The organism is Acinetobacter pittii, from assembly GCF_022449185.1.
In the GTDB taxonomy this organism is placed as follows: Bacteria; Pseudomonadota; Gammaproteobacteria; order Pseudomonadales; family Moraxellaceae; genus Acinetobacter; species Acinetobacter pittii_I.
Window position 1 is genome coordinate 1 of the sequence record NZ_JAKUKO010000002.1, and the last position, 13,295, is coordinate 13,295.

Genomic DNA, 13,295 nt, shown 5'->3' on the forward strand with positions numbered 1-13,295 from the left:
CGAACTCAGAAGTGAAACCTCTTAGCGCTGATGGTAGTGTGGGGTTACCCATGTGAGAGTAAGTCATCGCCAGCTCATTATTCCAAACACCCCCATTCGTAAGAGTGGGGGTGTTTTTTATTGCGATAAAAAATATATGTGTGGGGGAATAAATATAAAAATACCAAGGAAGAGTTGTGCTATAAATAATAAGAAAATTAATCTTTTAAGTATGCATAATAAGGGAAGAGCATCTATGATAATTTATGGTGATGTCGGTTCGGGTAACTGCTATAAGATAAAACTATTACTTTCCTTATTAAATATTAATCATAGATGGATCCACGTTGATATTTTAAACAAAGAAACTCAATCAGCTGATTTTTTGTCGTTAAATCCTAATGGAAAAATACCTGTATTAGTCCTAGAAGATGGTCGTGTTATGAGTGAGTCGAATGCTATCTTAGGTTACTTGGCTGAAGGAACAAAATTTATTCCTACAGATCCTTTTATTAAAGCAAAAATGTACCAATGGATGTTCTTTGAGCAGTATAGTCATGAACCATTTATTGCAGTTGCTCGTTTTATTAATAAATATTTAGGGTTACCACCAGAAAGAATAGAGGAATACCATAATTTACAGCCAAAAGGCCATAAAGCACTGTCTATTATGGATAAAGCTTTAGTAGATCACGACTATCTTGTTGGAGATCAATTAACTATTGCTGACATTGCCTTGTATGCATACACGCATGTCGCTGAAGAAGGTGGTTTTGATTTGGAGCTATATCCAAATATTCAAGCGTGGTGTCAAAGAATTCGAAAATATTTAGGTTATGTAGATATGATTTAAATAAAAAAGAACTCATATCGAGTTCTTTTTTAGTTCTGAAATTCTGATTTAGAAATGTGCTTCTAGACCTACATATGGGCCTTTAAACTCAAATTTAAGATCATTGTTATCATAGTCATCTAAGTCGATATTAAGTACGCGATAACCTGCTGTTAGACCCAGATCAATGAGTAGGTTATCTGCAAATTTATATTTTACTTCTGCCAGTGCATCTGTAATTCGTGCATCATCAAAGTTTGTATAAGTTGCTTCACCTTTAGCACTTAAGCCTGTAAATGGAAGTTTTACTTCACCTGACAAATAAGCAATAGGATATGTTTTATCAATATCCACGCGCTTACCTGTATAGGCAGTAATATCACCATTTAATACAGTTGCACCAAGACCCGCATCTACACTTACGATATTATCTAGTAACTCGTAGTAGAGGATGAAATCGCTATGATCTAAATCAACTTTATAGTTGGCTTGACCTAAAGTTTCTGATTTAGTTTCGGTATCTAAATTTACATAACGAATTTTTGCATTTGGAATAAATGGAATTGGGTGTTCTACTGCTAATGAGATTTGAGCACTACCTTTTTGATCTAAATCCTGATCTTCAGGTGATTGAGAAGACATATTAGCTTTACCGTCATAGAACCAGTAACCTACGTCGCCTTTTACTCCTACGAAGTCTGCTTGAGCAAAGCCACTTAAGCCTATCCCGAGCGTTAATAAAGATATTTTTAATATTTTCATTTTTACATCCACATAAAAGAAATCTTTGAGCGCATGATATAGACATCTTGCTACAGATGCATTGATAAAAAATAAGGATTTGAGGTGTGTGATATGAGTAAATTTTTAAACCTTAAAAAAATTTATTTAATTCAAATAATTAATATTTTATTCTTCATTTAAATGAGTTTAATCTTGTAGAAAATTTAGTATAAATTTTGTCAATCGTATGGGACTTATTAAATTTTAATTGATAACTGGGGAGTTAAAAATAAATTAGTGGATAAGTTTAGTAATTAAATAAGTATTTTCAGGGATTGCAATAAAATTGCATTGAATAATAATTTTGATCTACAAGTAGTAGTACGTAAATATTAGCTGAAAAATAACCAATTGTGAAAAAAACTCAGAAAATTCGTAAAATTTCTGACGGAAATTACAGTAAAAAGAAATAAAAACAGGTATTGTTCAGCTATATAGGGGCAAAAAATGGACAAAAATCTTTAAGGAAGAATTTTCTATTTTTGCTTGTTTGTTAAGGGAATAAAAATACTCAAAAGGTGCTTTTTATTTTCTACAAACACAAAAGTATTTTTTGGTTCTTTTTTTGCATGCGGAATAACAATCAACAATAGCAGTAAAAATAAGTAATCTTTTAACATTAGGTGTTCTATGACAGATTCTCGTGAAAACTGGACGTCACGATCTGGTTTTATTATTGCAGCCGTTGGTTCGGCTGTAGGCTTAGGTAATATCTGGCGCTTTCCATACGTTGCTTATGAAAATGGTGGCGGTGCGTTTCTTATTCCCTATCTATTGGCACTCATTACTGCTGGTTTACCGTTATTATTTTTAGATTATGCGGTAGGACATCGTAGTACTGGTTCACCTCCTAAAGCGTATCGTGCCCTATTTAAAGGCGGGGAAACATTAGGTTGGTGGCAAGTTTGTGTCTGTATCATCATTGGTTTGTACTATGCAAGTGTACTCACTTGGGCTGGTAGTTATGTTTACTTCTCTATTGGCCAAATGTGGGGAAGTGATCCGGAAGGTTTTTTCTTTAATACCTATTTGCAGACCACAAAAGCAACCGGTTTTGATTTACAGTTTGTAGGTCATTTATTCTGGCCGATTGTTGGGATTTGGGCACTTACTCTAATCATTCTTTATGGTGGTGTGAAAAAAGGGGTTGAATTATCGAATAAGATTTTCATGCCTTTATTATTCATTCTCTTCACTATTTTAGTGATTCAATCATTACGTTTACCAGGCGCGGTTCAAGGCTTAAATGCTTTCTTTACGCCGAACTGGTCAGCAATGATGGATTATAAAGTTTGGCTAGCGGCTTATGGCCATACTTTCTTCTCATTATCTGTTGGTTTCGGGATTATGGTGACATATTCATCATATTTGAAACCTAAAACGAATCTAACGGGCTCTGGTTTGATCGTTGGTTTTGCCAATGCATCAACTGAAATTCTTGCTGGTATTGGTATCTTTGCTGCTTTAGGCTTTATGGCACATGCTGCGGGTACAGAGGTTAAAGATGTTGTAAGTGGCGGTATTGGTCTAGCATTTATTGCATTCCCGAAAATCATTTCAAGTTTAGGTGAAAGTGCTGATTTATTTGGTCTTTTATTCTTCTCTTCATTATTTGTTGCTGGTATTTCTTCAATGGTGAGTATTTTGGAAGTACCTATTGCAGCAATGCAAGACAAGTTGAAGTGGGGGCGTAAGAAGGCTGTAACTATTATTGGTGGTGGTAGTGCACTTGTATCAATTATTCTATTCTCAAGTGTAAATGCAATTAAATTAGTAGATATAGTTGACCACTTTATCAACAATATTGGTATTGTGGGTGGTGCCTTCATATCGATTATTTGTATTGTTTGGTTTAATCGTTCCGCTTTGGTTAAATTGCGTGATCATATCAACAGTATTTCAACTATTCATTTGGGTAAGGGGTGGGATTTCACTTTAACTGTGATCACTTCTTTAATCTTGTTAACTACGCTTAGTATGACCGTATTTAATTTGATCAAAAATGGCTATGATACTTATAGTATGAGCTTACAAGGTATATTCGGCTGGGGCAGTGTGATTTTCTGTGCAGTTGTTGCTATCGTGTTAAGTAAAATGAAAGATCGCTAGGAGAATAGAATAATGAATACTTCGGCAATCGTAATGATGGTAATTTCAATGGTGTTTGTATGGGGTGGATTAGCTTTATCCATCATACATTTAACAAAACATCCTGAAGAGTTAGATGATGTTTTAGAAGAAGTAAAAGATCAGCACACACTTTAATGCTGATCGAGTAAAAAAGCAGGCTTAAAGCCTGCTTTTTTTTATGCAATTTTTTGGATTTTACAATAATAAAATCCGTCACCAGACTGCGCTTGTGGCAGTAATTGGCGACCATAGGTTTGCTCAATTCCCCAATCAGCGTCAATCTTGATCTCTTTTGCATTTCGATTTACAGCAAAAAATTTCATCATCTGCTGTTCATTTTCAGCTTTTAAAATTGAACAGGTGATGTAAAGTAATGTGCCGCCAACTTTAAGTTGCTGCCACATGTGGTCCAAGATCTGCTTTTGTAGCTCAATGGTTTGAGCTATATCGGTAGATTGGCGCAATAGGCGTATGTCAGGATGGCGACGAATAACCCCTGTGGCAGAACATGGTGCATCAAGCACGATACAATCTACTGGCTGTGCAGGTACCCATTGAGTTGCATCGGCTGCCAAAATTTCCGTATGACTTTGATCAAGTGCTAAGCGATTTAAGTTCTCAGTTACACGCACTAAACGGCTTGGGTCCTGATCAATCGCAATGAGCTGAGCAGGTTTAAATTTTTCAAGTAAGTGAGCAGTTTTACCACCTGGGGCAGCACACGCATCAACTACTATTTTATCGTTCAAATCTGGCAATAATGTTGCGCAAAGCTGAGCGTGTTCATCTTGTACAGAAAACCAACCTTGTTCAAAACCAGGTAGTTGAGTAATTTGTACAGACTGTTCAAGAACAATACCTGCCCCAGACAAAGTACAAGCACGTGCCTGAATATCTAAACTTTGTAGTTTTGCTAAATAAGCATCGCGGCCAATATGACGTTGGTTCACCCTTAAGGTTAAAGGCGCGACTTGCTTCAAAGATTGACAGAGAGATTCAGTTTGTTCACCCCAATCCTTTTTTAAGCGTTTGAAAAGCCAGCTTGGTAAGCCATGCGCCTGCTGTAAGCCTTGCTGAAAGTCATCAGTCTCACGAGTAGCTCGGCGTAAAATTGCATTCACAATACCACTGAGTGCAGGGAAACCAAGTTGTTTAGTCGCATCGACTGTTTCTGAAATAGCGGCATGTACTGCAATACGCGTGCATAAAACTTGATAAAGACCAACATAAAGACAGGTTTCTAATGCCTCATTATTTAAAGGCTTGCTGAGTAGCGGTAGGCTAATTGATTTAAGTGCAAACCATTGACGCAATGTACCTAATACAAGCTCATGAAACAAAGCACGATCACGCTCTGCGACCTGATTCAACTGTGTATTTAAAATACTAGCGAGTGATTGGCCTTGCTGAACTTTTAGTAACGTCTGGACGACTTGAGCACGCAGGTTAAAACGTGAGGAATTTGAGGTAACCTGACTCATGGCAAAATTTGTCCTACATGAAGTTTTTGAGTTTGTGCAATTTGTTGAGCGTTTAATGCTTTGCCACCCGGCCACTGCACGCTAGTCAGACAAATAAATGTATTTTCACCGCAAGCAACGTGCACACCTTGTTTATCGATTGCAATAATTTCACCAGCTTGAGCATTCGCTTTGCTTTGGCTAGATACTAAAGAGTTCCAGACACGTAGAGCATTATTTTCATCAAGTTGAACAAAAGCAACTGGCCAAGGGTTGAATGCACGAATATTTCGGTCAACTTGAACAGCATTAATTGACCAGTCAATACGAGCTTCTGACTTTACGAGTTTATGAGCATAGACCGTTAAGCTTTCGTCTTGAACTTCGCGTTCTGCCAAATATTTTTGTAGTGTTGCTTCTGACTCGAGTACCGCACAAATTGCTGTTGCACCTTGAGCTGCGAGTTTGTCATGCAAAGTCGCTGAGGTATCTTCGGCAGTAATTGGACAGTATGTTTTATACATCATATCGCCTGTATCTAAACCAGCAGCCATTTGCATGATAGTGATACCAGTTTCGTTGTCACCTGTTGCAATCGCACGCTGAATTGGTGCTGCACCACGCCAACGAGGTAATAGTGAGCCGTGAATATTTAAACAGCCATATTTAGGTGTATCGAGCACAGCTTGTGGAAGGATCAAACCATAGGCTGCAACCACCATCACATCAGCACCTAAAGCTGCCAGTTCTTGTTGAGCTGCTAAACCTTCTTCGGTTGAAGCTTTGAAGTGAAGGGGTTGATAAACAGGGATATTATGCTCAAGAGCAAGTTGTTTTACAGGAGAAGGCGTTAGTTTTTGTCCACGACCCGATTTACGATCTGGCTGAGTATAAACCGCGATAATTTCATGGGAAGTTTTTAATAAAGCCGCCAATGCTGTTGCAGCAAATTCGGGGGTGCCAGCAAAAATAATTTTCACAAATGCAATCCAAAAAGAGTTTAGGCGTAGTATACGTGAAAAACGATTGAAGCCCTAAACTCATGGTGATTGAGCATTTTAGTTTTTAAATAGTGAACAAAAAATTATTGAAAAACTTTTATTGATAAAAAAAGGTTATGAAAAAATAAAAAATTATTCATGTAAGTTTTGCTAAATATTGACTGTCTATTACTGTTCTTGGCTTTCCGAATATTATTTGCTTCTATAGAATGGAGAATGATCAAATTATGATGATGAGTCAATATTCCGACTGATCTAACGCTATATCAGTATCATTCGCCAGAGCGGGAAAAATTCCGCTCAAGCACAACTTGTTGGAAACACTAATGCCTGACTATCGTTCAAAAACATCGACACACGGAAGAAATATGGCTGGCGCACGTGGCTTATGGCGTGCAACAGGAATGAAAGATGAGGATTTCGGCAAACCGATTATTGCGGTGGTCAACTCATTTACTCAATTTGTGCCGGGCCATGTACATCTTAAAGATCTAGGGCAGCTTGTCGCAGCAGAAATTCAGGCAGCAGGTGGTGTTGCTAAAGAGTTCAATACGATCGCAGTAGATGACGGGATCGCAATGGGGCATGACGGCATGCTTTATTCTTTACCATCACGTGATTTGATTGCTGACTCAGTTGAATATATGGTGAATGCACACTGTGCAGATGCCATGGTGTGTATTTCAAACTGTGACAAGATTACTCCGGGAATGCTCATGGCTGCGATGCGTCTGAATATTCCTGTTGTTTTCGTGTCTGGCGGACCAATGGAAGCTGGTAAGGTTAAGTTCCGCGGTAATGAAAAAGCGATTGACCTTGTTGATGCAATGGTTGTTGCGGCTGATGAAAGTTATACAGACGAAGAAGTTGAAGAATTTGAACGTTCGGCATGTCCAACCTGTGGTTCATGTTCAGGTATGTTCACTGCAAACTCAATGAACTGTTTAACAGAAGCTTTAGGTTTATCTTTACCGGGTAATGGTTCGATTGTTGCGACGCATGCAAACCGTAAAAAATTATTCTTAAAAGCGGGCCAACTTATTGTTGAATTAGCTAAGCGCTATTATGAACAAGAAGATGCAAGCATTTTACCTCGTTCAATTGCAACCAAGGCTGCATTTAAAAATGCGATGACCCTTGATATTGCAATGGGTGGTTCAACCAATACCGTTCTGCATTTATTGGCTGCGGCAAGTGAAGCAGAAGTTGATTTTACAATGGATGATATTGACGAATTATCACGTCGAGTTCCTGTACTGTCTAAAGTAGCGCCTGCAAAACAAGACGTTCATATGGAAGATGTTCATCGTGCTGGCGGTATCATGGCGATCTTAGGCGAACTTGATCGCGCGAAGTTGCTTGATGTATCTGTACCGACTGTACACGAGAAAACTTTAAAAGATGCGTTGGATAAGTGGGATATTATTCGTACTGAAGATGCAGACGTTTATGAATTCTACCGCTCATCTCCAGGTGGTGTTCCAACTCAAGTTGCATTCTCGCAAAATCGCTATTATTCAACATTAGATGGCGACCGTGAAAAAGGCGTTATCCGTAATGCAGAAAATGCATTCTCTAAAGATGGTGGTTTAGCAGTTCTATACGGCAATATCGCGCTTGATGGTTGTATCGTGAAAACCGCGGGTGTAGATGAATCGATCTTGAAATTTACGGGCACAGCACGTGTATTTGAGAGCCAAGATGCAGCTGTAGATGCAATTTTGGGTCATGATATTAAAGCTGGCGATGTGGTGGTGATTCGCTATGAAGGTCCACGTGGTGGTCCGGGTATGCAAGAAATGCTTTACCCAACCAGCTATCTTAAATCGAAAGGTTTAGGAAAAGACTGTGCATTAGTAACAGATGGTCGTTTCTCTGGTGGTTCATCAGGTCTTTCGATTGGTCATGTTTCACCAGAAGCGGCTGAAGGCGGTGCAATTGGTTTGGTTGAAGATGGCGATACTATTGAAATCGATATTCCAAACCGTACGATTCACTTAAACGTTGATGATGCGACTATGGCACATCGTCGTACAGTGCAAGAAGCGAAAGGCTGGCATCCGAAAGAAGAACGTAAACGTAAAGTATCAAAAGCGTTAAAAGTTTATGCAATGCATACAACAAGTGCAGCGAAAGGAGCTGTACGCGTTCTATAAAATATTCAATTTTAATAATTGATTATGAATCATGCACCCTTTAACACGATGAATTGCTATCATGTTAAGGGTGCATTTTTCATGTCTGGTAAATAAAATCAGCTTGTAGAAAAAGGTGTTTTTAGATCATTCTATGGGTTTGCCATAAAATGGTGATAAAATCTTCACCTACGTAGAAACTTGCTAAAAACATGACTTATTTTCTGCGTAAACTAAGGTAGTTATATTTCAATCTCGACTACTGTTTTACCTTGCACTATGATCAAAACAATCTTTGATCTCGCTTAGGATTTATTTTTTAGAGGCACAACTCATGTCACTGCTACGCCGTTGGTTTGACCCTATTCGATCGAGCTGGTTTTACCAAAAGCCTTCTCGTCAAGCGGTGTTACCCACGGAAAATGGTTTAAGTATTTATTTACGACTTGATGATGTGTATAGCTATTTGGCTGTTCAGCAATTGTCTCAGCTAGATGAAATTTTAAGTGATGAACTTAAGCCTTTAAAAATTATTATTTCCCATACGGCTTCTGAACCTCCAAACAGCATGTCGTATGAAGAGTGGCAGAATTATTGTCTGAATGATGCCAAGATATTAGCCAAACAACATCGTTTCGGTTTTGATGAGTTTCCAGAAATCCCAAGCCCAGAATCTTTAAAACAAGCGGCAGTCATATTAAAAAGAACCCCATTACAAGGTCAGAATTTCTTCCATTTACTAGAAGATATTTTCCACATGCTTTGGCAACAACAATATGGAAAGTTGCGAACTTTACATGCCATGGCAGTTAAACATCAGCTTCCTCAACATTTTTCAGAACGCATTTTTACGGATGAGCCTGTACCTGCGGCATACTTTGAATTTGGTGGACGTAAATATCACGCAGTAGATGATTTACTACGTTTAACTCGTCGTCTGAAGCAGCAAAAATTACTGACGGGTAATCCAATTTTTTTAATTAATCATATCGAATGGCGTGAACATTTGATTAATGATGCTGAGGCACTCACCGAGATTCAGACCCTTCATCCTGAGCTTGATATCTATATTGCTTTAGAAGATCCAATGAGTTGGCTGTTACTTGCCTATATTAAGGAAGAGCTGGCTGATTATTATGATATTCAACTGAAAGTTTACCCTTTAAGTTATCAAGGTCGGGACTGGTTTGACTGGAGTTTGGCGACTCGTGTTTCTAAACGAACAGGTGTGGCTTTTACGCCATTTTGTCGTCCTACTGAGGAAAGCACATTAGAGATGGCAAAGCTTTTCTATAGTGTGCAAGAGAATCAGCAAATCGATACAATTTTTACAATATTGCAGGCAGTTTGGACGAAAGGAAAAGATTTATCTTTCTTAAAACATTTTCAACAGTTACAGCAGCAACTTGGGATTGAGCAGCTAACCGACCAAGATGTGCAATCTGTTTTGGCGCAGAATGATGCACTTTGCAAAGACAAGCATCAGCCTGATTTGCCAGTTTTAGAGCTGCGTATTGATGGTCAGAGCTACGTATTTAATAGCTTGTATCGTGTATGGATGATCGAAAGTATTTTTAGTAATGTATTAGAAGAGAAATATAAAACAGCCTCAACTTTTAATTGAGGCCTACTTCTAAAAACAAGAATAGGGCAATACCTGTTTTTTCCGTAGCATATCCTTTAAGGAATCGGAGATAAACAGTGACTTTTTTAGCAATTATTATGGTGGTCTTTGCCTTCGCTGGCATGATTAAAGGCATGATTGGTTTAGGATTGCCCGCAGTATCTATGGGCTTACTCACCATCGCAATGAGCCCTTTTCAGGCAGCTTCTCTTCTGATAGTTCCTTCAATGGTCACCAATGTCTGGCAACTTTTTGCTGAAGGACATGTCTGGGCTTTTATTCGCCGTTTCTGGACCTTACTCGTAGGCATTGTGGTCGGTTCAATATGGAGTTTTCTACCGACTTTAAGTCAAAGCCATGGGCAGAGTAGTGAAATTTTATTAGGCTGTATGTTGGCCTTATATGGGCTTTATGGACTATGTGTCAAAAAGCTTCCGCACTTAAGTAAGTATGAGCGTTGGCTATCGCCGATTATTGGATATATTGGTGGGGCAGTGACCGTAGCAACTGGTGTCATTATTATTCCTATCGTTCCTTATTTGCAGTCTTTACATTTAAAGCGTGATGAGTTGGTTCAGGCTTTAGGACTAACGTTTACTGTCTCTACCATTTGCCTTGCAGTCTTTTTACACCACAACCCTATGTCGGGAATGACATTGGATTATCGTTTATCTTTTGCTGCATTGTTGGCAGCGCTCGTTGGAATGTGGTTAGGTAAAAAAATCCGTTATCGGTTAAATGAGCAGTTATTTCGCCGTATCTTTTTTATAGGTTTGGTGTCATTAGGGCTTTATATGATTTTACATTAAGCCAATTTTTAAGGGCGATGTTGCAATAAAAAATCTGAAAATTGTTGGTAACTGCTAGGCAGCTGGTTGAAATTTTGTGTGGCTAAAAGTAGTTTACGATTTGCCCACGCGCCTTGCAGTTGAATGGAATGAAAATCGTAGTTTGATTGCAAACGCTGTGCGGCACGAGCTGGCATAATCGCAATTCCAACGCCTTTGGCAACGACCTCAGCAATCGCCCCAAAGTTAGGTAAGCGCAAACGGTACTGTATGTTAAAGCCTAATAACTTAGCTTGAGTTTCAATGGACTGTTGCAAAGAGTGATGAGTCTTAAGACCAATAAAACCATAGCTTAGAGCCTCTACTAAGTTCAGCTCTTGATATTGAGCCAACTCATGCTTAGCAGGACAAATCAGAACTAATGGATCACTAGCAAATTCTTTAGTTTGCAAATGTCTAGTATCAAAAAAACTTGAGACCAGCCCAAGATTTGCAACTCCTTGCGTTAATGCCTCTACAATTTCTGAACTTTCTGCCTCGTGTAAATCAATGTTCATTTCAGGATGAAGCACCAAATATTGCGGTAATAACGGAGGCAAATATTCGCTTTGAGCAGAAGAGTTACACCAAAGCGTTAATGACTCTGTTGTAGGCGGCCTAAAACGCTGCATTTCTTGTTCGAGTTGTTCTTTTTGTGTCATCAGTTGACGGGCATGCTCTACAAACGCGTGTCCCGCTGTGGTGAGCTCCACTCCCGTCGTCTGGCGAATAAATAAGGGCGTTTCAAAATATTGTTCGAGTTTTTTTATACGTTCACTGGCGGCTTGAAGTGAAATTGCAGAGCGGTCTGCACCTTTGGTTAGACTACCCGTAGAGACAATATGAAGAACCAGTTGTAAATCAAAAAAATCAAAACGCATGACAGGGAACGTATTGAAGGCTAAAAAGTCATCATACTAAATAGTAATAAAAAAAGGCAGCTTGCGCTGCCTTTTTGAATTTAGGTTTTATCTTTTAAACTAAACAGCCAATTTAAAATAATGGCCGCAAAAGTTGCGGTACCAATACCACCTAAATTGAAGTTACCGAACAATAATTCAAAGTTACCAGCACCTAAAATAATCGTGACTGAAGCAACAATTAGATTTTTATTGTTAGAAAAATCAACTTTGTTTTCGATCCAGATTTTGGCCCCAGCAATGGTAATCAAACCAAATACGACAATAGATGCACCTGTTAAAACTGCGCTTGGAATCGTACTAATTACCGCGCCAAATTTTGGAGATAGCCCTAAGAAAATTGCAAAGACACCTGCGATGACGAAAACAATGGTTGAGTACACACGAGTGACTGCCATCACACCAATGTTTTCACCGTAAGTAGTCATCCCAGGAGCGCCGACACTACCAGATAATGTTGTTGCCAAACCATCTGCAACAAATGCTTTACCTAATTGTGGAGTCAGGTTTTCACCAGTCATCGCGCCAACAGCTTTAATATGTCCTAGGTTTTCTGCTACTAAGATAAGTGCAACTGGTGCAATAATTAGCATAGCATTCGTGTCAAAAGTAGGATGCGAAAAGCTTGGAATCCCGAACCATGCAGCTTGTGAGATCTGGCTAAAATCGATGGGTTTACCTAAACCTAACCCATTGGTGGTGATGGCGTAAATTGCATATGCCAAGATCAAACCAATCAACAGAAGTAAACGTTGCAACAGGCCACGAGTAAAGACTGCAATACTACCCATACAAAGTACAGTAATTAAGGCCATCCACATTTCAAATGGTTGGCCTGCAACACCTTTAATCGTAACAGGTGCAAGGTTTAGACCAATAATCATCACAATGGCACCAGTCACCACAGGCGGCATGAGTTTTTCAATCCAGCGTGTACCAGTAAGCATCACGATAAAACCGATGATGGCATAAAAAACGCCACATGCTACGATTCCACCTAAAGCCATAGATAGATTTGGATTGGCACCCGAACCTGTAATATGCCCAGTTGCAGCTGCAACCACACCAATAAAGGCAAAACTTGAACCTAAGTAACTTGGAACACGACCACCTGTAATTAAAAAGAACAAGATGGTACAGATTCCAGACATTAAAATAGCAAGGTTAGGATTAAAACCCATGAGTAAAGGTGCTAAAACAGTCGCTCCAAACATGGCAAATGCATGTTGAATACCCAAAACAGCACTTTGAACGGGTGGGAGATATTCATTGGTAGAGACTGGCCGATGGTCAATATCACCTTGGTAAGGCTGCCATTTTGGAAACCAATTGGACATAAAATAAGCTCATTATTCTTTAATTGCTGCCATGATACTCTTTCTTGAGAGTGCATTTAATCTCTACAGAGAAGTATGTGAGTGAAAAGTAATTATTTTTTAACGATTGGTATAATTTTAAAAAAACTAAATGTGCGTATTTAGTTATTTTTTTCTCATAAAAATTAATTTTATGATTTTTAAAAAATATTCAAAAAAATAGAAAATCGGAGAAAATTTAAGAAAAATAAAGAACTTTGCAAGTAAAAAGCAGCACATCGAGATGCA

At 38.7% G+C, this 13,295-nt stretch carries 11 protein-coding genes and 1 rRNA gene; 7 read left to right on the plus strand and 5 right to left on the minus strand.

Annotated elements, in window-relative coordinates:
- A 5S ribosomal RNA gene (gene rrf, locus MKX14_RS18315) occupies window positions 1-75 on the plus strand; the annotation flags it as partial.
- Window positions 76-235: 160 nt separating this feature from the next.
- Window positions 236-832, plus strand: coding sequence for a glutathione S-transferase family protein (locus MKX14_RS06045; protein WP_240282252.1), 597 nt, complete (start codon window positions 236-238; stop codon window positions 830-832).
- A gap of 48 nt (window positions 833-880) precedes the next feature.
- On the opposite strand, the gene MKX14_RS06050 is transcribed toward MKX14_RS06045, so the two are convergent.
- Complete coding sequence (locus tag MKX14_RS06050; protein WP_240282032.1) at window positions 881-1,585, minus strand: TIGR04219 family outer membrane beta-barrel protein; 705 nt, start codon at window positions 1,583-1,585, stop codon at window positions 881-883.
- A gap of 639 nt (window positions 1,586-2,224) precedes the next feature.
- On the opposite strand from MKX14_RS06050, the gene MKX14_RS06055 reads away from it, so the two are divergent.
- Together MKX14_RS06055 and MKX14_RS06060 are read left to right on the plus strand one after the other, a co-directional pair.
- Entirely contained in the window at window positions 2,225-3,703 is a 1,479-nt protein-coding gene (locus MKX14_RS06055; RefSeq protein WP_046812143.1) for a sodium-dependent transporter, read from the plus strand.
- A gap of 12 nt (window positions 3,704-3,715) precedes the next feature.
- Window positions 3,716-3,859, plus strand: a complete 144-nt coding sequence (locus MKX14_RS06060; RefSeq protein WP_046812142.1) for a methionine/alanine import family NSS transporter small subunit — start codon at window positions 3,716-3,718, stop codon at window positions 3,857-3,859.
- 41 nt (window positions 3,860-3,900) lie between these two features.
- On the opposite strand, the gene rsmB is transcribed toward MKX14_RS06060, so the two are convergent.
- Both rsmB and fmt read right to left on the minus strand, forming a co-directional pair.
- Window positions 3,901-5,205, minus strand: coding sequence for a 16S rRNA (cytosine(967)-C(5))-methyltransferase RsmB (gene rsmB, locus MKX14_RS06065; protein ID WP_240282033.1), 1,305 nt, complete (start codon window positions 5,203-5,205; stop codon window positions 3,901-3,903).
- The gene (gene fmt, locus MKX14_RS06070; protein WP_240282034.1) at window positions 5,202-6,164 is read right to left on the minus strand and encodes a methionyl-tRNA formyltransferase; all 963 of its coding nucleotides are present in this window, start codon (window positions 6,162-6,164) and stop codon (window positions 5,202-5,204) included. The genes rsmB and fmt overlap by 4 nt, the downstream gene beginning before the upstream one ends.
- A gap of 347 nt (window positions 6,165-6,511) precedes the next feature.
- Here fmt and ilvD point away from each other — a divergent pair, with 347 nt between their 5' ends.
- From ilvD to MKX14_RS06085, 3 genes are all read left to right on the plus strand, one after another.
- Window positions 6,512-8,341 carry a dihydroxy-acid dehydratase gene (gene ilvD, locus MKX14_RS06075; RefSeq protein ID WP_069124289.1) on the plus strand — a complete coding sequence of 610 codons (1,830 nt, stop codon included), beginning with the start codon at window positions 6,512-6,514 and terminating at the stop codon, window positions 8,339-8,341.
- A gap of 313 nt (window positions 8,342-8,654) precedes the next feature.
- Window positions 8,655-9,944, plus strand: coding sequence for a hypothetical protein (locus tag MKX14_RS06080; protein WP_240282035.1), 1,290 nt, complete (start codon window positions 8,655-8,657; stop codon window positions 9,942-9,944).
- A 77-nt stretch (window positions 9,945-10,021) separates the two neighbouring features.
- Window positions 10,022-10,753, plus strand: a complete 732-nt coding sequence (locus MKX14_RS06085) for a sulfite exporter TauE/SafE family protein (RefSeq protein WP_240282036.1) — start codon at window positions 10,022-10,024, stop codon at window positions 10,751-10,753.
- Window positions 10,754-10,761: 8 nt separating this feature from the next.
- Here the strand turns inward: MKX14_RS06085 and MKX14_RS06090 are convergent, their stop codons facing one another.
- Window positions 10,762-11,652 (minus strand): LysR family transcriptional regulator, encoded by an 891-nt coding sequence (locus MKX14_RS06090; RefSeq protein ID WP_108009639.1) that lies wholly within the window; start codon window positions 11,650-11,652, stop codon window positions 10,762-10,764.
- 80 nt (window positions 11,653-11,732) lie between these two features.
- Window positions 11,733-13,028 carry a solute carrier family 23 protein gene (gene ycdG / locus MKX14_RS06095; protein ID WP_032012852.1) on the minus strand — a complete coding sequence of 432 codons (1,296 nt, stop codon included), beginning with the start codon at window positions 13,026-13,028 and terminating at the stop codon, window positions 11,733-11,735.
- Window positions 13,029-13,295 lie beyond the last annotated feature (267 nt).